The 25,005-nt window shown below is 56.6% G+C and carries 6 protein-coding genes; 3 read left to right on the plus strand and 3 right to left on the minus strand.

Annotated elements, in window-relative coordinates:
* Positions 1 to 471 precede the first annotated feature (471 nt).
* Together B5D61_RS11370 and fbaA are read left to right on the plus strand one after the other, a co-directional pair.
* A complete protein-coding gene (locus B5D61_RS11370; protein ID WP_078813511.1) occupies positions 472 to 18,492 on the plus strand; it encodes an immunoglobulin domain-containing protein in 18,021 nt (6,006 codons plus the stop codon).
* A 218-nt stretch (positions 18,493 to 18,710) separates the two neighbouring features.
* Positions 18,711 to 19,742 (plus strand): class II fructose-bisphosphate aldolase, encoded by a 1,032-nt coding sequence (gene fbaA / locus B5D61_RS11375; protein ID WP_078813550.1) that lies wholly within the window; start codon positions 18,711 to 18,713, stop codon positions 19,740 to 19,742.
* A gap of 281 nt (positions 19,743 to 20,023) precedes the next feature.
* Here fbaA and B5D61_RS11380 read toward each other — a convergent pair whose 3' ends face one another.
* The 3 genes from B5D61_RS11380 to B5D61_RS11390 form a co-directional block, all read right to left on the minus strand.
* Positions 20,024 to 21,319, minus strand: a complete 1,296-nt coding sequence (locus B5D61_RS11380) for an aminopeptidase P family protein (RefSeq protein WP_078813512.1) — start codon at positions 21,317 to 21,319, stop codon at positions 20,024 to 20,026.
* A 53-nt stretch (positions 21,320 to 21,372) separates the two neighbouring features.
* Complete coding sequence (locus B5D61_RS11385) at positions 21,373 to 22,827, minus strand: DUF1501 domain-containing protein (protein WP_078813513.1); 1,455 nt, start codon at positions 22,825 to 22,827, stop codon at positions 21,373 to 21,375.
* Positions 22,828 to 23,039: 212 nt separating this feature from the next.
* On the minus strand, positions 23,040 to 23,993 hold the full coding sequence (locus B5D61_RS11390) for a D-2-hydroxyacid dehydrogenase (protein WP_078813514.1): 954 nt from the start codon (positions 23,991 to 23,993) through the stop codon (positions 23,040 to 23,042).
* A 186-nt stretch (positions 23,994 to 24,179) separates the two neighbouring features.
* On the opposite strand from B5D61_RS11390, the gene B5D61_RS11395 reads away from it, so the two are divergent.
* Complete coding sequence (locus tag B5D61_RS11395) at positions 24,180 to 24,899, plus strand: ABC transporter ATP-binding protein (RefSeq protein ID WP_078813515.1); 720 nt, start codon at positions 24,180 to 24,182, stop codon at positions 24,897 to 24,899.
* Positions 24,900 to 25,005 lie beyond the last annotated feature (106 nt).

Consider the following 25,005-nt stretch of genomic DNA (forward strand, 5'->3'; position numbering starts at 1 on the left):
CTTGAATGGGATCAAAAGTTTGAGGGGACGGCAGATGGCGCCTGACCCGGTCTGGTCGAGCTGCCGGAGGCCCCCGGTGAAACGCTGAGCACCACTCCGCAGCAATCCGGGCGGGTGAGTTTGAGAAGTTCTCGCTAGCGGGTTCCAAAGCCTTCCTAGAGGGGGGCGGAAAAGTGGAGGATTATCTTTGACCTCCCCAATTTTGTGCTTGGATTCTGACATGACTTTGTGATTACATCGTCAATAATCTAAAAATCCGTGATTACCCTGCCTCCAACCAGCATTTTGCAGGTCAGTTTCGCGCCTTTGACGGCGCGGAAACCTTCATTTGCGGGTGTTTACCGAGGTGGTGGCGAGTCTGTAAGGTGCTGCCAATCAACGAAAAACGCTCTTGTAACTCCGTTTTTCGCGGCAGGCCACAGCCTTCGCTTCTAGCAATCGCATTCCCCCCAACCTTTTTCTGTTTCTCGTATGAAAACCCCCCCTTCACGGCGCTCCTTCACTGAGCAAATGATGAGTGTCCTGCGTCGTCGGCTGCGAGTGCCGGTGACCGTGCTCATGCTGGCCTGCAATCTGGTGTGGTCCGTGCCCAGCTACGGGGATACGAGCTCGACCGTGAACGCCAGCACCGCCACGAAGGTGCTCCAAATCACAGGCGCTGAAGGCACCGCCAACCTACGGGTGGGGATGCTGCTGGAGGGAAATGGCTTCCCCGTGGGCACCTACATCACGCAGATTCTCAGCGGCAATCAGATTCTTGTCAGTCAACCGGTGAGTGCGTCCGGCAATAACATTGCGGTGACCTTCCGCGATGTAGAGGCGGTGACGGAAACGGCGGGGGGGAACTACACGAAGACGGGGACTGGGCTCGCCATCCTGATGAATGAAAACCTCGGGGGCGGTCTTGTGCAGATCCAAGGCGGAACCTTACAGCTCGGCGGGGTGAATTTCCAGGCCCGCAGTCGGATGAGCGGGCTGTTGAACGATAACACCAGTATCGCGTTCGATTCAGTGAACCCTTCGGCGCTGAACTTTGCGACCAACTCCGTCAATTATCTTCCCTTCGAGCGTGTTGGGTCTATCTCAGGTGGGGGCGGTAATGGAGTGACCTCCATCAATCTCGCGGCAGATGCCACAACGGCAGTGCTGGCCGTTGGTTCAAACAATTCCAGCACTGTTTACAATGGTGATATTTTCGGTGACGCCGCGACGATGCTGATCAAGGAAGGCACGGGAAGCTTCACTTGGAACAATAACAATGCGACCTCCATGTCGGGCCTCATGCATGTGGATTCCGGGGCGCTGATCATTGGCGGCACTGAAGGTCTCAATGATGCTGTTCGGCTTTCCCTGAGTAATAAGGCTGATACGCGTGTGGAATTGAATACGTCCAATGCCGAAAAGATCTCGGCTCTCTCGGGGGGCGGGCGTGGAGCGATCACCACCTTCAGCAATGGTAAACTGGGGGCTCTAGGAGGAGCTTATCTAAACGGAGGAACTCCCGAAGTGCGCCTTTCAGGACTGTCATTGACCCTTGAAAACAACACCTTGAATTCATTTTACAGCTTTGGTGGGGCGATTACCGGCAATGGCGGTTTTGAGAAGAATGGTCCCAATACGCTGGAACTACTGGGGAACAATACTTACACCGGTAACACCTCGATCGTTGCTGGGCAGACGGATAACACCAACAGCATCCTGCGTCTAGGAGCTTATGGTACCAGTTCGGGTCTCGGTAGTCTCGCCAGTAGTGGGTTCGGTAGCTTGCCTTCGACAACACGTCTGATTTTGTCCGCTGGCAGTGGGGGCACCAATCGCAATGCCATTTTTGACCTGAATGGCGCGACTCAAACTGTTGATACCTTGATTTCGGTCAACGCATCGGGCAGCCGCAATGTCTTGATGCGCACAGGCACGCTCAATATCAACACGCAGAGTGGCAGTGACTCGAGCAATTTTAACGGCACCTTTGTCGGCCGCGGCACGATCAATGTGTTGAACACGCAGGGATCGAACGGCTGGACCCTCTCGGGCGACAGCAACACGGCACAGACGGGTGCGCTGAACATTCTCGCAGGTAGGGTGACTCTGAACCGCTCTGGCGGTGCCTTGGGTGATGCTGTGCATGTCACGGTGAATAACGGAGGCACCCTGGCCGTATCACAGTCAGACACCATCGGCTCCCTCTCTGGAAATGGGACTGTCAGCATCGATTCCAGCCGCTTTTTAACTCTTTCTGCCGCCCCTGCAGGAGGCATCATGAATAGCTCTTGGTCGGGTAACATCACCGGCTCGGGAGGGCTGGAATTGGGGGCGGGAGCTAGCCTACGACTGACGACGGCACAGAATTACCTCGGGGGCACTCGCCTGAATTCCGGTTCGGCCTTGTATCTGGACTATGGCACGGGCAGCACTTCAACGGCCCTGATTCCAGGCACATTCATCCTGCGTGGCGGTAGCGTGTTCATGACCGGGACGAATGGTCAGACCGTGGCCAACACCACGATTGAGGCGGGAGCGACGAACTTTTACACCGACTACAATTCAACGGCAGCCATCGGGCTCGTCAACATCACCCGTAACGGTGGTGGCGTGATCAATGTGCACGGCAACGCGCTGAGTATCGACCGCCCTAACGTCAATGGCATTGTTGGGGGTTATGCCACGCACCTTTCATTGGATGCGAATGGTAAACCGAAGGTGACCTGGGCGGTAGCCAATGGAACGGCACCTGTCACCGGACTCAGCACCTTTGAGACAAACTTCAATCTCGCAGGCGGGCTCAGTGGTAAGAATATGCTCGTGGATGCGGCAGCGGCAGTGGCTTCAGGCACCACGGCTATTTCTGGTGCACTGGGTTCTCTCTATTTCTCAGAGCCTGTAGCACTCACTTTGAACATCGGAGGAGCGGATGGCTTGAGCCGGACGATGATTGAGTCCGGCGGTATCCTCGTTTCCCCTGAGGTCGGGCCGAATAACTTGACCATCAAAGGAAAGGTTTCCGGCACGGAAATCACTGGCGGGGTGGCAAACACCTACGGGATCACGGATGAGTTGATTGTGCATCAGTATAATGCGCGTGGGTCACTCACCATCGATGCTTCGATTGTCGATAACTCCAATAACACTCGTCTGACGAAAGCGGGGCCAGGAACATTGATTTTGACCCGTCCGAACTCCTACACTGGCCAGACGAGCATTCTGGGAGGGGTGTTGGAGTTGGCCAGTGCTAACAGCACGGAGTTTGGAACGTTGGGTAATAGTTCTGCCGACATCATCAATCATGGCTACCTCAAGTTTAATTTAAACTTGGCTGAAGGCGCCGCTTACAATGTTGATAACAGCATCACTGGCACAGGGACCATCCGGAAAGACAATGCTTCCAGCGGTCTGGTGATTTTGCGTGGCTCAAACAATACTTACACGGGGCCCACACAGGTGCTGGCTGGCACCTTGGGGATTGCCAATTCGAACACGGGCTTGGGCTCCGTCGCAGGTCTGACGACCGTATCTCAGGGGGCCACCCTGCAATTGCGCGCCGTCGGCGGAGCGGGTGTGCCAGTGCTAGAGACCGTCGTTTTAGAGGGGGGGGCGCTTTCCTCAGCTGTCGGTGCTTCAAATTTGGGCGGGGCATTGATTCTCACCAAGGACAGCACGGTCCATACAGATGGTCCAGATTCGCCCCTGACTCTCTCAGGCACGATCTTCACCTACCCTGGAGTGAAGCTCAATGTGGCCAGTTCTACCCCAGGAGGCCTCGTCATCTTGACCAACACCCTCAATCAACTCGGAGATATCTCCGTCGGTGATGGCGCTGGGCTTCAGATCGGTGGCGCCACGGTGGGAGGTTATGTCGGGCATGGTGTCATCACCACAGGTGCTGGCAGTCGTGTCATTACCAATACGAATAACGGTCATATGGCGCTTTCCGCCAAGATCACGGGTGCGGCGGATTTTTATCAGGTGCGCAATACCGTTTATTTGACCGCAGACAATGACTACACAGGCAAAACCTATGTCGGAGGCAACGGCACCATCGGATTTGAGAATTCGCCTGCCGAACTGCGGGTGGGCATTGGCGGCTACACGGGGAATGTGGGCACCGGAGACATCATCATTCAAAGCAATTCTCTGAATAACAGTGGCACCTCCACTTGGGTGCGTGTGGACGTGCTCCGCGATCTAGTCTGGAATAACCGGATTGAAATCTATCCCTCGACGCCCGGAACCAACAGTAACAGTCCTATTTCCGGCATCATTCGTTATGGCGTCGGATCTTTGACTTTAAACGGACCGATTGTGGCGGGCGTGCATACGATTGGGGATTCCACCACCTCAGCCGCCTCTCTACGCACCAGTTCGGGCGGTAAATTGATCATCAGTGGCCAGATCACGAACGGAGCGGATTCACGTCTGGATTTGACCAATGACGGCATCATGGTTTTCTCCGGCAGCAATGATCAAACGTTGTGGGGCATTATGAGTTCGGGCACGTCAGCGACGAGCCCCACATCCAGTGCTTTTATCTTTAAGTCGGATGGGACGATTCGGCTCAAAGGTAACAACACCGCTTTGAGTAACCATTTCATTCAGAAAGGCACCGTTATTATTGATAACGATGATGGCCAAGGGATCGCAGATAACGCGGACTATTATTTGAGTAACGGTGCCACCCTCCAATTCAATTACAATGAGACGATGGGTGTTCTCGGTGGCATGAAGGGCTCAAACATCATCTTGAATCAGGGTTCCACCCTGACTCTCAACGATGCGGTGACGATGGGCATCCATTCGAATATCTCCGGTGATGGCTCGTTGAATATCTCCGCCAGCAGTGGCAGTGGCACTTTCTGGTATGGTTTGTTTGGGAATAACAGCTTCACGTCTGACATGTCGATCGGTGCCAGCGGCCAGACGATTACGGTGCGGGCGAATAACCTGACGAACGCGGGTGAAGTCAGTTCGTTAGGGATGGGAGATGTGATCAATCTTGGCGGGGCCTCTGGCGTGGGTGATTCACGTCTGGAATACATCGGCGCTGGCCAGGAGACGGATCGTGACATCAATATCACGGGAGGTGGTGGCAACGTCGTGCGTATCGCCGGGAGTGGACGCGGTGCGCTGATCCTCAATGGCGATATCAAGGTGACGGGGGCCGGAAACAAGACACTTCATCTCCACGGACAGACGAATGGTAACACCGTCAATGGTGTGATCGACGAGAATGGTCAAGGTGCCCTGTCGCTGATCATCAATAGCGCCGCAGGTAACAATGACATGTATGGTCAGGGCCGCTGGATCTTGTCCAATGACAACAACAACTTCAGTGGGAATGTGACCGTCAACTTGGGCGTGTTGGAGTTGGCCGGTTCTCTCGGAGATGGTGGTGGAACGACTAGCGTTTTGGGTGATTTGACTAAAAATCGTGTTATCTCCTTGGGCACGGGTAACTTTGACGGTCGTAAATTCGATGTTTTCAGTGGTGGTGATAACCTGGGGGCAGCCTCAGGTCTGGGCTCCACAGGAAGCCTTGTGTTCAATGACGCGGAAGACGGGGTGGCTACCCTGGGGGCTAACATCAGCTTCAAGCAAGAATACGATAGCACCTCCAACCCGGGCTGGGGCGAGATCGTCAACAACGGCAATAAGGTTGTGGTGCTGGAAGGTGCATTCACTGTCGGTTCCACCGGGGCTCGTAACTGGGTGTTGGATGGCTCCAACGCGGGCACAACGGTGCTGGGCACTTACATTCCCAACACGATCAAAGGGAGCATCTCCGATACTTCAAACACCGGTAACGTGGTGAGCCTCCTCAAGGAGGGGGCCGGCGTCTGGCGCTTGTCTGGCGCGAACACCTACGAGGGCACCACCACGATCACTCGGGGCACTTTGGAGCTCTTCGGTGGGCTTGCGATCCAGGATAACGGAATCATTAACCTCAGCAATGCGGGTTCCGACGGTTCCTCTGCTGAAGCTGCAACCCTGCGTGTGCTTAGCTCGGAGACCATCGGTGGTCTTCAGGGAGCGGTTGGCTCACAGGTCGAAATCGCAGCTGGACAGAGTTTGACGGTTCGTGGCACGGGCCAAACTTTCAACGGTGTCATTTCTGGAGATGGGGGTTTTGTGCGCACGAATAGTAGCAGCACGGCGGTGGATACGACCTTCACCAACAATCACACCTATACGGGAGCAACGGTCATCAACACCACGGGCGGTAACTCGGGGGCTCCTCGCATCAACGTGCTCTTCCTTGCCAACGGAGGCGAGGCCAGCGGGCTAGGTGCTTCCAGCAGTGCCGCTCAGAATCTGGTGCTCAATACCGGTAGTGTCGCGGGTGGTCTGCGTTGGATCGGTGCCAACGATCAGTCCACCGATCGCCTTTTCACCATTGGGGTCGGCACCTCAACGATCTGGGCCGAGGGTCAAGTCTTCGGTAACAATGTGCCGACGATTTCCTTCACCAACACGGGAGCGCTGGCGTTCACGGGCACAGGTAACCGTGCATTGACCCTGCGCGGCCCTAACCGTGGAGACAACTACTTCGCTCCTAGTATCACGGATGGCGGTTCTGGCGTGACTTCACTCAACAAAAATGATGTGGGAACCTGGGTGCTGTCGGGCAACAATACCTTTACAGGTAAAGTGACGATCACCGGTGGCACCTTGGCCATCACGAGCAATACCGCCTTGGGCAGTTCTGCTGGGGGAGTCGAAATCTCTCTGGCGACCAACAGCAGCACGTCTTATTTGGACTTGCGCGGTGTGACCGTCACCGGTGAGGCACTGACCTTATCGGGCTCAAACACGAGCTTCTTTGGGCTATCTGCCAGTGAAGGAACGAACGTTTGGACGGGTACCATCGCCAATAACTCGGCTGCTCTATTGAATGTCGGCCTCGGGGCCAGCTTGAATCTTCAAGGTGTCATCAGTGGTTCCTCCACGTTGACCAAGGTGGGGAATGGAACGCTGACTCTTTCCGCCAGTAATACACGCACGGGCGCTTTCCTCGTTCGCGGCGGTAAGCTGGTTTTGGATTTTAGCACCAACAACACCAGTAAACTTTCAGATACGTCATCTCTGACCCTTGGGTCCAGCACCTCCATCGGGTTCTTCCGAGGTCCGAATGACACGAATCGTGGCCAGGAATACTTATTCAGTGGCACGGGTGCGACGATCGATCTCGCAGGCGGTAGCCATGTCGAAGTTGTCCTCTCCACCACTCTCGAGGCAGGGGCCAGTTCCATCACACGCAGCAGTGGCACCTCCGTCCTTCGCATGAATACGGTGACCCGCTCGGCTAACTCCGGTGGCACGCTGGACTTCGGTGCTGTCGGCATTGCCCAGGTGGATAACACAAACTCCAATGGCATCTTGGGCGGCTGGGCCACCGTCGCTAAGACAGACTGGGCCACCAACTCAACCAACGCGGGTGACGGTGCTATCGGTGCCTTGGCCACGTATGGCACGACTTGGGCTTCTGGCGTCAATACCAACATCACGACCAATCTGTCAGCCTCGGGTGTCACGAATACGGTGCGCTTCAATTCCGCCACTAGTGCGGCTGTTAACCTCACTGCGGCTGGGACGATCACAACCGGCGGTATCTTGGTCACTCCCAATGTGGGAGCTAACAATGTCTTCATTAACAACAGCACGCTTACGGCGACGAGCACAGACATTGTGGTGCATCAGCACAACGCTTTGGGCTCGCTGACCATCAACTCGCAGATCATCGGTTCTATTGGGTTAACCAAGAGCGGTGTGGGTGATCTTTACATTCTGGGCAATAACACCAACACAGGCACCACTTACGTGAATGAAGGTCGTTTGTTCGTGGGCAATGGTGGAGCCACAGGCCAACTCGGCACGGGTGCAGGAGCCATTTTGCTCAATGGCAGCCTCATCTTCAACAGCACTCAGGGTACGGAGTTCGTTCAGTCGGGCTCTCTCCGTGGCAACGGTGACTTTGTGCTGGCAGATACGAACACGCGTACCATCCAGCTCACGGCGGATAACGTGAATTTCACAGGTCGTTTCATCGTCAACGGCGGCGTATTGGCCTCTGGGACGAATGGTAACAGCCTCGGTAGCTCACGGATCACGACCATCGTGAACAACACAGGCACTCTGGAGCTTCGCGGCATGAGCCAGGGTATCAGTGTGTTTTTGAACGACAGTGGTCGTCTTCGCAGCGGAGTGGGCAGCAATACCGTTAGCGGCACCCTGAACATCACCGGGAGTGATACCCAGGTCGAAGTGAATACAGGGTCCACACTCACCTTGAGTGGCCTCATTTATTCCACTTCTGGGATGAATAAGTACGGCAACGGTCTGCTCAACATCACCGCGAACCAGTTCCAGAACTTCTTGGATGGAGCGGCGGCCGGTTCGACGACGGCGAATGCCAATGCGTCATTCCTCGGCCAGTTCAGAATCATGGCAGGTGAGGTGCGAATCGGTAACCTGCGTGCTCTTGGCGGCACCGGCGTGGGTAACGAGACGATCATTGCGAGCGGTGCGAGTCTCGACTTGCGCGGCAACTCACTGAACTGGGCTGACGATGATGTTTCGAATGGACGTGAGATCATCCAGGTCAGTGGTGAGGGTTTCAATGGGCTCGGGGCGCTGAAGAATAGCACCGGCACCGGAACTGTTTCCACCATTGTCTTTGACGCAGACGCTACCTTGAGCGGCGGTGGCTTTGCCAACGGCTCACGCCTCATCTTGGCGGGTTATGACATCAATCCCAACACGGGCTCAAACTTCACCGGGAACTTCACCCGTGGCGAAGCCGAGATTTATGGTAACAACGCTAACCTGACCATCATCGGGAACTCAACGCTCAATGACGGCAACGGCACCGGAGTGACCTTCCGTGATCCAAAGTTCATGAGCGCGTTGAACTCCATCCTCGTGAAAGAAGGCAACTTCCGCATCGAAATGGAAGCTAACCGTGAAGGGGCTACTTTCTCGGGCGTCACTTCTGCCAACGTGACGAATGGTATCACGGTCGCTTACAGCGGCGCGACTCTTGCTGACTACACCAATGCAAGTCTGGGCGTAGGCCCCAATGTCGGAGCTCGACTGAACTTCTACCGCAATTGGAATACTGACCATTCGGTCAGCATCGTCATGGACGGCGTCACCGCCAAGGCCAATGCCGGAGCGAACTACATTGATCTCGGTGCGGATTCGACAACACCGAATCCCCGCACTTATCTGAGCGGTGATATCCTGTTGCTCGGTGATGCGGACAGAAACTTTTTCCACATCGACGCCAGCAATGGCCAGCAGACGATCGGAGATCAGGGTAACCAGACCGGTGCTATCCAGTCGAAGCTGATCGTCAACGGTGTCATCTCGGGGGATGGCGGTTTTACCAAGACGGGGCTGCGTGAACTGCGCCTGACCAATAACAACACCTTCACAGGCGCGATGAACATCCTTCGTTTCGCGACAGCAGCCGTGCCTTGGCAGGATAATCTGGTCACCATCAACGGCATCGATTATCAGACTTATGGTGATGCGGAAGCCTGGGCAGAATGGGGAGTCACCCTCTCCGGCCTGAATGGAGCCGTCTCCGGCACCAGCGCCATCAATCTCCAGCGCAGAGGTTTGCTTGTGTTGGACAATACGACACGTCTCGACCAGACGAGTGACCTCGCTCACATCAATGGTGAATCCTCCGTTTTCGGTGGCTACAATGGTGACCGCATCAATGATGCAGCCAGCATTAATTTCAATCACGGCTGGCTCAAGATCTTCGGCAATTCCGATGTGCAGATTCAAAATGAGAATCTGGCCACCGCCGGAGGTGCACGAGTCAATGTGCTCTCAGGCACCAACATTTTGGATCTGATCCCTGCGGACGGAGCAAACACCTCCATGCGGGTAACCATCGGAGAGATCTCCCGCAGTGCAGGCTCGGTGCTCCAGATCAACGCCTTGGACTCCACCACGCGCTTTAGCTCCAATTACAATCCTTCGAGTCCCACAGATACGGTTGGCGTTTACTTGAACAGCATCGGCACTCTGACCCAGGTCGGAGGTAGCACCGTGGCTGGCACCCAGAACAAGTCCGTCATCATCGGCCTCTTCGGTGGCATCATGCCGCATGAGTATCTCAGTGATGTCCGCCAGCTTGCTTACAATAACGGCGGGGCCTCCGATTACCTCAACCAGGGGCGTAACCAGCAATACATCACGGCAGGCCACTTCATGACCTACGATCCGGCGACCAAACTGCTGCGCCCGCTGGATGATTCAGAGTATTTCATGCCTTCCGATGGCATGATCGATACTCTGAATGGCTCGTCGGGTAAAAACATCAACCTGATGGATAACTACACGGTCGTTCGTCAGAATACCACGATCAATGCCCTGCGTTTCGGCCCGCTTTCGGATGTCAATGGCTCCGGTGGAGCAATCAATACGACAACCACTTTGACGGACCTTCCTGATGGGCAAGCTATCCAGCTCTACGTGAACGGCACCCTGCGTATCAGCTCTGGCATGATCAGCAGTGCTAACTTTGCGACGGCGAATACGAACAACTTGGCCACCTACATCATGGGTGGGGTTTTGAATTTCGGTAGCCGGGAAGCGATCATCAACAACCAAAACACACTGGTTCGCGCTTCGGATGGTGTTGTGACCACAGGGAACTTGGAAATCCGCTCCAGCATCGCCGGCACAGGAGGTCTGCTGAAGACAGGGCTCGCTCAGGTGATCTTGGATGGTTTCAACACTTATTCAGGAGTGACGACGGTGAGCAACGGTAACCTGTATCTGCGCAACGGCCGGCAGGCGCTGGGCGTGAGTGGCCCTGGAAACGGTGTGGTGATCGAGGGCAACGGTAACCTTTTCTCTGACCAGGGGATTCAGATCGGTCGTGCTGATGCTTATGAGGACGTTTTGGTGAAGGCCCTCCAGGGGAATCAGTCTGTGTTCCGTGTGAGCCAAGACGTCACCAACTGGTTCGGTAACTTGATTATCGACAATGTGGATGTTGCGGGGCAAACGCTCTTCACACCGATTGTTCGTTTGGATAACTCCGCATCAACCATTATGAATGGGGATATCTACGGCGGCTCCTCAGCGGTGACCAATGACGTGGTCGCTATCGATTCACGCATTGTGCAGTTCGAAGGTGCGGGCAGCAATAACTACATCTTCCGTGGGCAGTTTGGAGACCGTGCAGATGCCAATGGCAACGCCACATCCATTGCCAACACGATCTCGACTCTGCCGACCCTAGTCGGCGTTCGCACGAATGAAAACGAAGTCTTGCGTGTGAACTTCGCCGGTGCGGCGGATACTAACTACATCTTGGAGCAGCAATACAATGCTGTTGGTCGCCTGACTCTGGTTCAGGGCACCATGCTGGTCAACTATGACCCGAATGATCCGCTTCGTGATGGCAACGGCTTCTGGACGGATAGCGCGATCTCGAAGATGCCCGGAGCCAGCTCGGCAAACAGCTTCGCTCTCAATGGCAACACCACTCACCATGGTTTCACGATGGGAACCAGCAGCAATGGTAGTAGCAGTCTCTTCCTCACCCGGGATGGGCAGAACTTTAACATGTCCACTTGGAGCACCACGGGCTCAGGTTTGAAATTCGTCGGTGGTATCAATGAATCCGGTACCGTAAGTTTTGGCACTCCGTCTGCAACAGGGACCCTAACCGCAAGTGGCAATAGTGGCCTGCGTCTCTATGCCGCACCGGGGGGCACCGTGGTGTTCGACCAAGTTCTGCTGGGCGCACCCGGCACGGCTCCGAACAACGTTGGTTTTACCAAAGCGGGCCGCGGCACCGTCGTGCTGCGTAATTCCACAAGCACGACTGCGGCCACTGGCACTTTCGAGCTCGCCGGCGGTAAGCTCGTTCTCGATTATTCGAGCGGGATGAATACGGCGATGTTCTCCAACAGCCATGCGGCTTTTGGGGGCGGGACCGTCGAAGGTAATGCAAATGCGAATGATCCTAGTTTCATTAACTTCGCCAGCGCCACGAATGCCATTCTCCAACTCAGAATGGGCACAACGGAGTTGGTGGCCAAAGGCATCGGTGACAACTGGATGGCCTTCAATCTAGGCAATGCGGGCACCACGACCTCTGCCACTTTGACCCGTGAGCAGGGCGCTGTGGTGAACTTCGTCGATGCGGGGTTGGGCATCTTCTCGCTCAACTTCAACGCAGCGACGATCGCCAGTAACCAGATCGCTAAAAATGCGGTGATCCCTTGGGCAACTTACAGCGACACTGTTCGTGAAGCGGATGACTTCGCCATGGTGACGGCCACAGGCAATCCTACGGTCAGCTTCACGGCCACCACCACCAGCGGCAATGCTAACCTGACAAACGTGACCAACACGGATGCTCTCACCGTGGGGATGACGGTGTCAGGCGCCGGTATCCCGACAGGGACGACCATCACTCGCATTGCTGGCACGACGGTTGTGCTTAGCGCAACCACCACGGCCAACGGAACCAACATCACCTTGAGCGCCACCATGGATAACCGGGTGAATACGTTTGCTCGTGCAGCAGGTGACTATCAGAACAACGTCGCAGCCTGGACTGCGGGGCAGAATATCTCGGAGACCAGCGGCGGTGTCTTTACCGGAGCCCTGGCCTCGGATCTGAATCTCACAACCTTGCGTTTTGATTCAGCTCAAAACAGCACCGTAACCATTAACACAGGCCGGACCTTGAGAATCGGCAATAGTGTCGCAGGTGGTTTGCTGGTCAGCAGCAATACGGGGACTGCCAATAAAACCATCACCGGCGGTTCTCTCACGACGGCGAACTCGGCTCCTGAATTGATCCTGCATCAATATGGCAAAGGGATTTTGACCATCAATTCGGTGATCACAGGCAGCATCGGCCTCACCATCGCAGGTCCATCCTCGACCTCGCCGGATACGCTCGGCACGACAGGGATTGTTCGCCTCACGGCCAATAACACCTACACGGGCTCGACGAACATTCTGGGCGCAGCGTTGGAAATTTCGAATGTCTTGGCTCTGGGGCCTAACCCAAGCTCAGTCGCCGCCTCCCAGATCAAGCTCGATGGCGGTACCTTGCGCTGGACGGGTGACGTCGGTGCCCTAGGGAACCGCGGCATCCTGATCGATGGCAATGGCGGGGTGATCGATGTGGTCAATCCAGCGGGCAACCTTGTTGTTGGCACGGCTTTGGTGGGCACTTCTGCCACAGTGACCTCCGAAGAAATTTATGGCGGGGACCTGATCAAGACGGGTGCAGGTGCTCTGACGATGCTTGGGAATTCAGGTTTGCAAGGCTTGTTGGATGTGCGTCAGGGCAGTCTGATCCTTATGAAAGACAATGGGGACGCCGCTGCAGGAACGACAACCGTACTAGGCACGAGCCGTTCTGTCGCTGACGGCACCATCATGCGTAGCGGCACAAATATTCAGGTCTTTCTCGGTAACGTTGATCCGGCGGACGGTGGGGATTGGAATATCGAAGAGTACTTCACCTTTGAAGGGGGGAACACGTTTACTTATGGCGGTTTCCATGATGTTTCCACAAACCTGCTGGAAACGATTAGCACCGATCAAGTCCAGATTTTCAACCTGGGGAGTCGCCGTCCGCTTAATCTCAATGGGGTGATCGATATCAAGGGCACCACCACCTTCGATGTGACCTTCGGTGGAACTCTTCGTCTCAATAACAACGCCGGTTACCTCAGTGGTTCGGGCGACATTGTTAAGGATGGTCTCGGAAGCCTTCACTTCCGCGCCAACGAAGCCGAGTGGAAGGGAAATCTGATCGTCAAACAAGGCACCGTCTATGCGGGCAGCCAGGCGGACGTCCTCGGCACGGGTTATCTCTCTGGCAAAACCATTACGCTGGGGGATACCGAGCGGCAGGGCTCAGCGGAGCTTCTGATTAACAATGCGGAGAGCGTCAACGGTTGGGTTTATGAGATCAACCACGACATCAACGTGGTGTATAACCCCGCTCAGACGAAGCGATTGGGATCTGAAAACATCATGAATGGAGACACGGTCTCTTACAATGGTGACATCACCCTCAATGACAGCCTCATCCTGCTCATCCGCGACACTGGCCTGGCCGTCGGCGGGGAACAATCCTACGTTAACTTCAACGGCAGCTTCAAAGATGGTGCTGTGACGAGTGGCAACCTGGTTGTTCAAGCGGACGACAACAACACCGGCCTGAATGACCAAGTCGCCAACCGCATGTATGGCTATGCGGTGCTGAATGGGGACAACAGTGCCTGGACCGGAGACATCTCCATCAGTACTAACGTGGCCAACGGCACCAACAGTGGTTACAACCAAGACGTCACCACCATTCTGCGCCTGGGGCACTCCAAAGCTCTGACGGCGGCGAATGATGTGACGATGAATTACAACTCCATCCTCCAGGCGGGAGGGCAGAATGTCACGATCGGTAACCTCCTGACCAAAGGCGGTGATGGCCAGTTCTACGGTGATTCTGGGACCATTTCAGCCAGCGGCACGGCTGGAGCGACCAATGGTAGTTCGGAAATCATTGAGAACGCTTCGGCGACAGCGGCCAATCTGACCATCGCTCAAACCACCCCCGTGACCTATGAAGCCTCGTGGGATGCCTTTTTCCGTGACGGCACTTTGAACAGCACGTTCGGGGCTCCCGGAGCCAATATTCTCCAGCCAAGTGCGGCCTTGAGCATCACGAAGACCGGTGCTGGGTGGGCGACCTTGACCCTGGACAATGACTACACAGGCACGACCTATGTCGATGCTGGCGTGCTGCAAGTGGGTCGGAATGGCGTGGGTGATACCGGGGCTGTTACCGCGATGGGCACGATTGTTAAGTCTGGCGGCACGTTGGCGGGTTCCGGCACCGTTCAGGGAAGATTGTCGATCCTTTCCGGTGGGATGCTCAAAACAGGGGATTCCGCAGGCCAGGATATTGGTACCCTGACGGTGAATGGGGACGTCCTCTTCGCCACCGGTTCACAGGCGCTCATGCAGGTGCGTGCAGCGTCCTATAACAATCCCGGGGCGCTCATGGAATCTGACCAGCAGTATGATGCTTGGCTGAGCCGCATCGTGACGGCCAATGATGCCTTCTCCAATGCCCTGAATGACTTGGTGACGACTTTCCAACATGATATGGTCTCCTCGACCGGGAGCATCCTTCTCTCTGGTGGCAGCAAAATCACGCTGCAGAGCGACGGCTACACACCGAAGGCTGGAGATGTCTTCACCCTCTTCCGCGGCAACTCCTATGCGGGGAATTTGAATGTGGGGAATGCCCGCCGTTACGGGGGGGAGACCGACGCCACGCTGGATCTGATCCTGTTCGCCTTGGGGGGTAACCTGATGTGGGATGTCAGCCTTTTCAATCAGTATGGCATCCTGGTGGTGGTCGAGGGCGACGTCCAGGCGCAGACCTTTGACCCGCCCGTGATCACTCAGCAGCCGACTTCCAATCAGAGCCAGACTGAACAACTGGACCCTGGCGTTTCAGTGACCTTGACGGCCGCTGCCACGGGACCAACCAACGCAGGTGATGTGTCCTATCAGTGGCTGCGCAATGGCATCCCCGTGGACAGTTCTCAGGCGAAAAAAGCGAGCTACACCTTCGTCTCTAGTTATGAGACCAAAGGCGTCTACACCGTTGCGGCCACGAACAAAGGTGGCACCACGATTTCGTCAGGTTCTGCGACAGTGCTCGTGAAGGACCTGCCGGATATCACGGTTGGGCCAAGCTCGGTGACCGTCGATCCTGGTGCTACCCACGTCTTCAACGTCTCCGCTGGAGGTGAGGCACCCCTTTACTACCAGTGGTTTAAGAATGGCGCTGCTGTGGGTCCTGCCACGACAACCTCGTCGTTGACCTTGACCGAGATCACTGAGGACGATGAAGGCTCTTATTATGTGGTGGTGTCCAACGATGCCGGCACAGATACGAGCACTGCGGTCACCCTCACGGTGCGTGACCCTGTCTCGAACATCGTCGTGACCATGAATCCGACGGAGACGTATGCGGGACAAGACATTCAGTTTGCCGTCACTCACGCCGGAGATGGGCCATTTACCTATCAATGGCTGCGGGATGGTGTCACGATCTCGGGTGCGACGAAGAGCAGCTTCATCTTGAAGAATGCTCAGCAGACCAGCCCGGAAACCATCAGTGTCAGAATCACCGCGCCCAACAATATTAATTATGAGAGCGATGCTCTGCCGCTGGTCCTTCGCCCAGCGGATCCAGTCATCGTCACCGCATCCTTGTCTCAGACCGTCCTCTCTGGCTCCTTGCTGGATCTGAAAGTCGTCGCGACAGGGCGTCCTGTGTTGAACTATCTCTGGAAGAAAGATGGTAAGGCTCTGGCTACGGCCGTGACGCCTGACATCTCCAAGATCGCCACACTGACTGATGGGGGCAATTACACGGTGGATGTCACCAACACGGCGAACAAAGATTCCGTGCCTGCTACGGACCCGATCATTGTCGTGGTGGTGGATGGTGCGCAGCGCCTCTTGCCAGTGCCGCTAGGGCAGACTGCCTCCTTTACCGCCAATGTCAGCGCTAACAAGCGCACACCGCTGACCTATGAATGGCAGCGTGTGACGGTGGAAGAAGGCATCATCGATCCTGGTGAAGACGAAATTGAAGGCACCGAAGATGACGTGTTCGGCGATATCGAGACCCTGACCCCTATGGCGGCTGATCCTGCGGATCCGACTCGCATCACGGGCATCAATACGAAGGTCATGAAGATCGCCCGGACGACGACGGCTGACCTGGGGCTCTATCGCTGCACCGTGACCGGTCCTGGTGGGGCCGTTACAGGCTGCCAGTATGAGTTGCGGCTCTACACCACGGCACCAGAGTTTGATGCGGGCAGCCCTGATGTCGACATCGTGAATAAGACCATTGCGTTCCCTTCGGGGACGGTGGGACGGCAATACACCTTTGAGCTTCCCATCAATCACTCTGACATCACGAAGACTCCTGATAAGATCGCTGTGTCGGGCCTCCCTTCTGGACTGAAGGCAGATCCGGTCTCCGGTATCATCACGGGGGTCCCTGTCGCAGCTCGTGTGGGCGGTTATCCTGTGACGGTGACTCTCTCCAACCGATATGGCAAGATCGCCTATCGTGGGAATATCCAGATTGATGCCCTGTCCGACATGGTCGTAGGCACGTGGGTGGCTACGGTGGACCGTGACCCGGCGATCGGTGGAAATCTGGGCGGACGTGTGGATCTTACGGTGACCACGCAGGCGACTTACTCCGGTAAGCTCACACTCGCAGGGGCCGCCTACTCCTTTAAAGGCAGTCTCGATATGGAAGGCATCAATCCGAAAGGCTCGGTGGTGATCCGTCCGAAGGGGGCCGCTGCATTGACCCTCAATTTCGAGATCAATCAGGGGAATAACACCTTCCGCTCCGGTTCCGTCACGGATGGCAATAGCACGGTGAACTTCCAGGGTTGGCGCAAGGTGTTCAGTAAGCTTGTCACGGCTCAGACCTACACAGGCTACTACACCATGGCGATCGGTCTCGACCCTCAAGTCCTGCCGCCAGACGATCAACCTGAAAACGGATCCCCGATCGCCTCGGGTGATCCAGATCTGCCCTTGGGTGTCGGCTACGCCACCTTTACCGTGGCTGTGGATGGCAGTGTCAAAATTGCCGGGCTCATGCCAGACGGTGAGAAAATTAGCATGTCCACCTTCATCGGGCCAAACGGCGAGATCGGTGTGTATCAATTCATGTATAAGGCTCTGCGTCCAGGTGGTTCTATCCATGGCTTGATGGACATCGATGACCAAGGCGATGCCGTTTCTGCAGATCCCACGAATTCCCTGAACACGCTCACAGGGGATGCCACATGGGTGCGTCCAGCGGCGACGAAGGCCGGTGCTCGTTACTTCGCGAAAGGATTTGGCATCATCGGCGCACCCTATGGCTTGCCTGTGGAACTGATCGTCCGCGGTGGTCGTTATGATCCTCCTGCCGTGGATATGGCAGTGCTCGGGATTGATCCGCCGAACGTCGGTGAAGCTCCGGTCAATAACAGCCGGATTGAATTCACCCACGGGGGAGACATCCGCTACGTCTACTCCATCGGCAACCAGCCCTTCGTTTCGAGGAATCCGAATGCGGACTTTGCGGTCACTCTGAATAGCAAGATCCTCATGCTGGATCCGATCAACAATGTCGCCAAAACTTCTGTTAAGGCGGCTCCGAAGACGGGGATTGTCACGGGTGCCTTTGATGCTCGCGACTACAACCCTCGTTTCCCTGAGATCAAACCTGACATCGTCATCCGCAAAGTGAAGTTCCAGGGGGTAATTATCAAAGAGGGCGGTGAATCGATTGCTGTCGGCTACTTCATGTTGCCCCAGCTTCCAGCCAACCGCACGGACACCGAGGCCGCGACGACAACGACCACCTCGCCTTACTTCTCCGGTCGTTTCGAGTTCTTTAAGAACCCGTAAGCATTGCTTCAGTTTTAGCGTTTCCTAACTCCACAACCCATCATCCTGTCACATGGCAGGGGGATGGGTTGTAACGCAGAAGAGACCCATTCTGGGGCTGTGAAGGAGGGCTTGGAACGGCGTATTTTGTGAATCGCCTGGGCCTGCGGGGTAAGGCGAAGCTTGCACCGGGCACCATTCTTGCTCCTTTGCGGGTTCTTAACTCCAAACTTACCGAAATGCCCGTCGCCACCCCCGCTCAATATCGTGCCATGCTTGATGCCGCCCAGAAGGGTGGATACGCCTATCCGGCCATCAACGTCACCTCTCTGCCCACGATCAACGGCGCTCTGAAGGCCTTCTCGGAAGCCAAGTCCGACGGTATCATCCAGATCTCCACCGGTGGCGGTGAGTTTGCCTCCGGCACCGCCGTGAAGGACATGGCCCTCGGTGCCATCGTGCTGGCTGAGGCCGTGCACATCCTGGCCGCCAAGTATGACGTCCTGATCGCCCTGCACACCGACCACTGCCATCCGAAGAACGTTGAGAAATTCCTCAAGCCTCTCCTGGCCGCCACCAAAGCCCGCCGTGAAGCCGGTAAAGGTAACCTTTTCAACAGCCACATGTTCGATGGCTCCGAACTGAGCCTGGAAGAAAACATCAAGGTCTCCGTGGAACTCCTCAAGGAGTGTGCTGAGCTGGACATCATCCTCGAAGTGGAAGCTGGCGTCGTCGGTGGTGAGGAAGACGGCCACGACACCTCCGGTGTGGCCAATGACAAGCTCTACACCACCCCTGAAGACATGCTGGCCGTGTATGAGGCCCTCAATGGCATCGGTCGTTTCATGTTCGCCGCCACCTTTGGCAACGTCCACGGCGCTTACAAGCCCGGTGCGGTGAAGCTGAAGCCTACCATCCTCAAAGACGGTCAGGCCGCTGTCATGGGTAAATACGGTGAGACGGCTGAGATGGACCTCGTGTTCCACGGTGGTAGCGGCACCCCTCTCGAAGAGATCCGTGAGACCCTCGACTACGGCGTCATCAAGATGAACATCGACACCGACACCCAGTATGCCTTCACCCGCCCGATCGTCGGTCACATCATGAAGAACTACGACGGCGTGCTGAAGATCGACGGTGAAGTGGGTGACAAGAAAGCCTACGACCCACGCGGCTACCTGAAGAAAGGCGAGCAGGGCCTCTGCGACCGCATGAAGGAAGCCTGCGACGACCTCCGCAGCACCGGTCAGACCATCTTCGGAACGGTCTAACGAGAGATTCAAATCACATCCTCAATGGATCACAAAGCCGGGCAGGCATCTGCCCGGCTTTTTGTTAGGGGGATGAACGGCTCAGGTAGGCCGGATGTGTTTGGCGTGGCAGACGTTGCAACGAAGTGGACTCCCATCGCCAAACTATCCGGCTGCCGGGGATGGGGTGATCCAGTGTGAGTCCACCCCCAAAGAAGCCGGATAGTTTGGTAACGAATGGGAGTGAAAGTAACGGCCTTCACCCGGCGAACACATCTGGCCTACTTTCCAAGCCTCGCCCCTCACCCCTTCTTCGCCATCAGTTCCTCGATCTCCTCGGGCTCGATGGGGATGCTGGCCATGAGATCGGTGTTGCTGTTTTCACCGATGAAGAGGTTGTTTTCCAGGCGGATGCCCAGGCCTTCTTCACGGATATAAATGCCGGGCTCCACGGTGAAGACCATGCCTGCTTGGATGGGTTTCCAGGTCTGGCCGACGTCATGCACATCGATGCCGAGCAGATGACTTGTGCCGTGGGGGAAGTAGCGTTTGTAGAGTGGGCGCTCGGGATCCTGCTTCTCCACCGCATCACGATCCAGGAGGCCGAGCCCGATCAGCTCGGAAGTCATGATTTTGCCGATCTCCTCCTGATACTCACGGATCAGCACGCCCGGGCGTAGCATCTGGCAGGCTTCGCGGAAGACTCGCAGCACGGCGGAATACACCTGGCACTGACGTGTGGAGAAGGTGCCGTTTACCGGGATGGTGCGGGTGAGGTCGGCATTGTAGTTGGCATAATTGGCCGCCACATCAAGCAGCAGCAGATCCCCCGCACGGCAGGTGGCGTGGTTGGTGACGTAGTGCAGCACACAGGCGGCTGGGCCGCTGGCAATGATGGGCGGATAGGCAAAGCCACGCGCCCGCTGACGGATGAATTCGTGCGCCAACTCGGCTTCCACCTCAAACTCACACACGCCGGGTTTTACAAACTGCAGCAGGCGGCGGAACCCGCACTCAGTGATGCGGATAGCTTCCTGCAGGGCTTGCAGTTCCAGATCATGCTTCACGCTGCGAAGCTGATGCATGAGCGGGGCCAGACGGCGATACTCATGCAGCGGATACTCACGCTGGCAGCGGTGCGTGAAACGTGTCTCCCGCGTCTCCACCGTGATGCTGGCGCGGGCGTGCTCGTTGGAGTTGAGATAAACATGATCCGCCAGGCACATGACTTGCCGGAAGATCGATTCGAAATCCTGCAGCCAATGCACGCTGCGGATGTCGGAGCGCTGGTTCGCCGCTTCTTTGGTTAGCTTTTCGCCTTCCCAGAGAGCGATGTATTCGTTCGTTTCCCGAACAAAAAGTATTTCACGCTGTTTCGGGTCCGGCGCATCGGGGAAGAGCATGAGGATGGTCTCCTCCTGGTCAATGCCGCTGAGGTAATACAGGTCACTGTTCTGCACGAAGCCCATCGTGCCGTCGGCATTGGTCGGCAGCACATCATTGGCGTGCAGGATCACCAGTGAGCGCGGCGGCAGTTGCGTGTAAAGCCGCTGACGGTTGAGGGCAAAAAGCTCGGCGGGAAGGGGAGTGTAACGCATGAAAAGTGGCCCATTGTGGCATGGTCCTCGCCATGCGCCAAGAAAAGTAACAGCTATGCTAACAGCCCATGCAGCACTTCTCCATGCACATCGGTGAGGCGGAAGTCGCGGCCTTGGAATTTGAAGGTCAGCTTCTCATGATCCATGCCGAGCAGATGCAGAATGGTGGCGTGGATGTCATGTACATGGGCCTTTTGTTCGATGCCATCGAAGCCCAGCTCATCGGTTTGGCCATAGGTCTGCCCCGGCTTGATGCCCCCGCCAGCGAACCACATGGTGAAGGCATCGATGTGATGATTGCGCCCCGTCTTCTCACGGTTTTCACCCATGGGGGTTCGGCCAAATTCACCGCCCCAGATCACCAGCGTCTCCTCGAGCAGTCCGCGCGATTTCAAATCGTGGATCAGTGCCGCACAGCCTTGATCAATCTCGTGCACCACTTTGGGGAAGTCATCCTCCAGCGTCTCGCCCTTGCCGCCATGGCTGTCCCAGTTGGTGTGGTAAAGCTGCACGAAGCGCACCCCACGCTCCACCAGACGACGGGCCAACAAACAGTTGCGTGAAAAGGACGGCTGCGAGGGATCCACGCCATACAGCTTCAGCGTGGCAGGCGTTTCACCTCGAATGTCAATGAGCTCCGGTGCACTGGACTGCATGCGGTAGGCCATTTCATAGGCATTGATGCGGGTCTGAATCTCATCATCTCCAGTTGCCACCAGACGCTGCATGTTCATGGCACGCACGGTATCAATGACCTTCCGCTGACTGCTGGCACTGACATGCGGCGGGGTGCTTAGATTCAGGATCGGCTCGCCCTGACTGCGCAGCGGCACGCCCTGATAGGTGGTGGGCAGGAAGCCGCTGCCCCAGTTCACCGCGCCTCCGCGGGGCCCGCGTGGACCGCTCTGCAGAACCACAAAACCCGGTAGGTCACTGGACTCACTGCCGATGCCGTAAGTCACCCAGGCTCCCATGCTCGGGCGGCCAAACTGACCGCTGCCCGTGTTCATGAAAAGCTTGGCCGGTGCGTGATTGAAAAGCGCCGTCTGGCAGGTGGTCACCACGCTGATGTCGTCCACGATGCCTGCCGTGTGCGGGAGCATTTCACTCACCCACGTGCCCGCTTGTCCATGTCGCTTGAAGGCCTTGCGCGTGCCCAGCAGTTTCACCCCATGGCTGGTGCCCATGAAGGCGAAGCGCTTCCCCTCGATGTAACTCTGCGGGATGGGCTGTCCATTGAGCTTTTGCAGCACGGGTTTGTAGTCGAACAACTCCAACTGCGAGGGACCACCAGCCATGAACAGGAAGATCACATTCTTCGCCTTGGCCGGATGCATGCCGCGCAGTGGCGTGCCCGGTCCACCTTGAGCCGCTTGGCTGGCCGCCATCAATCCGCGCTCCGCCATCAGCGAAGCCAGCGCCACCCCACCGATCCCCATGCCGCATTGGCTGAAGAAATGACGGCGCGTGGCCTGGAGCAGAGAATCAGAGGTGGAACCAGCGGACATGGACTCACCCTATACGAAGGTGCTTACCGCCATGTTTCTCCACGCCTGGATTTGGCATGATCCTCCATGAGACAAGTGATGCGGCCACTCTTGGCCGCGGGATAGGCGAGGCGAGAATCGCTGGGTAAGAACCCCTTGCTGGAGATGCAAGGTAGAGAAATACGCTGCTCCCTTGGCCTTCGGTTGCGGACAGGAGTGCCCGCATCACTCCGTTACCCCACCACATTCACCGGCTTGCCATCCAGGAAGGCCTGGAGGTTCGCGGCGGTGGCGGCGATGAGGCGGATGCGGGCATCGCGGCTGGCCCAGCCGATGTGGGGGGTGATGAGGCAGTTTTTAGCTCCGATCAGAGGATTGCCGTCTTTCGGGGGTTCCACGGAGAGGACGTCGAGTCCGGCGCCGGCGATACGGCCTTCGTTAAGGGCCTGGGCGAGAGCGGCTTCATCAATGAGCGGGCCACGGCCGGTGTTGATGAGGTAAGCGGAGGGCTTCATCAGGCGCAGGGTGCGCTCACAGACGAGAAACTTGGTGGCATCGGTCAGCGGGCAGTGCAGGGAGATGGCGTCACTGTGGGCAAAGACCTCGTCAATGCTGGCGGGGGTGATGCCTTCGGGCGCTGGGGTTTTCCACTCGCGCTTGCTGGCCAGCACCTTCATGCCAAAGGCGGTGGCGATGCGACCCACGGCGCTGCCGATATCGCCATAACCAATGATGCCGAGTGTACGACCGCTGAGCTCCATGATGGAGCCATCCCAGTAGGAGAAGTCGGGGCAGGCCTGCCAGCGGCCATCCGCCACGGTTTGAGCATGATAACCGACCTTGTTGGTCAGCTCCAGCAAGAGGGCGAAAACGAGCTGGGATACGGCAGGGGAGCTGTAGCCGGGCACGTTGGTGACGGTGATGCTGCGCTCTTTTGCCGCAGCGACATCCACGATGTTATAACCGGTGGCGGTGACGCCGATGTATTTGAGATCTGGCAGGGCCATGATGATCTCACGGGTCAGCGGGGCTTTGTTGGTGATGACAGCCTCGGCACCGGCACAGCGGGCCACGGTTTCTTCCAGGGGAGTGCGATCATGAAACTCACACGGGGCGATGGCTTGCAGGGGTTCCCAGGAAACATCTCCGGGATTGGCAGTGTAGGCATCGAGTAGAACAATCTTCATGGTGGAACGGGTATGATGAAAAGATGCGGCGGGTTGGCGAGGGAAAGTGTCAGTATTCAGTTTTTTCAGGGGTCAGTCACTGGTGATGTGAGGGAACCACAGACCGTCTGAAGGAAAGACATTTCTTTTATTGGCCTTCTGCGCCTGAATACTGAACACTGTTTACTGAATACTGTTTAATCCTCCATGATTCAGATCGAAAAACTGACGATGCATTATGGCGACCTCAAGGCGCTGAATGATCTGACCCTGGAGGTCCGCCCCGGTGAGTTGTTTGCCTTTCTCGGCCCCAATGGAGCTGGCAAGACCACGGCGATCCGCCTTCTCACGGGCATGATGAAGCCGATGAAGGGCCGGGTGGAGATCTGCGGCATCGATATCCAAAAAGAACCGCTGAAGGCGAAGTCGCTGCTCGGTTATGTGCCGGATGTGGCGGCCTTTTACGAGAAGCTGACGGCCCCGGAGTTCATGCAATTCATCGCGGAACTGTTCGAGATGGATGTGGCCTATGCGGCGGAGCGGACGAAGGATCTTTTCACCCAGTTTGCCCTGCATGAGCACTGCCGTCAGCGCATTGAAAATCTCAGCCACGGCACCCGTCAGCGCCTCGCCATCGCCAGCGCACTGCTGCATGAGCCGAAGGTCTTCGTCATTGATGAGCCCATGGTCGGCCTCGACCCCATCCATGCACGCGTGGTGAAGGAGGAACTCAAACGTCAGGCCCGCAATGGAGCCACCGTGCTGATGAGCACCCACCTGCTGAACATCGTGGAGGAAGTGGCCGACCGCATCGGCATCCTGCATCGGGGCAAGCTCATCTTCGTCGGCACCCTGCAGGAACTGCGGGCTGAGGAGGCGAAGCAGGGGCTGAATCTGGAAGAGATCTTCCTAGAGATGGTGGGGTGAGGGGAAGAGCAGTTTTCAGTTTTCAGTGATCAGTGCGCAGCCTCAAAAAAACAGCCGCCAGATCGCTCTGGCGGCTGCTTGGTTAACTGAAGACTGATCACTTAAT

This window comes from Prosthecobacter debontii, assembly GCF_900167535.1.
Lineage (GTDB): Bacteria > Verrucomicrobiota > Verrucomicrobiia > Verrucomicrobiales > Verrucomicrobiaceae > Prosthecobacter > Prosthecobacter debontii.

Bases quoted from the DNA above. Each gene is read 5' to 3' on its own strand.
- B5D61_RS11370 (WP_078813511.1), top strand. From the start codon at position 472: ATGAAAACCCCCCCTTCACGGCGCTCCTTCACTGAGCAAATGATGAGT.
- fbaA (WP_078813550.1), top strand. From the start codon at position 18,711: ATGCCCGTCGCCACCCCCGCTCAATATCGTGCCATGCTTGATGCCGCC.
- B5D61_RS11380 (WP_078813512.1), bottom strand. From the start codon at position 21,319: ATGCGTTACACTCCCCTTCCCGCCGAGCTTTTTGCCCTCAACCGTCAG.
- B5D61_RS11385 (WP_078813513.1), bottom strand. From the start codon at position 22,827: ATGTCCGCTGGTTCCACCTCTGATTCTCTGCTCCAGGCCACGCGCCGT.
- B5D61_RS11390 (WP_078813514.1), bottom strand. From the start codon at position 23,993: ATGAAGATTGTTCTACTCGATGCCTACACTGCCAATCCCGGAGATGTT.
- B5D61_RS11395 (WP_078813515.1), top strand. From the start codon at position 24,180: ATGATTCAGATCGAAAAACTGACGATGCATTATGGCGACCTCAAGGCG.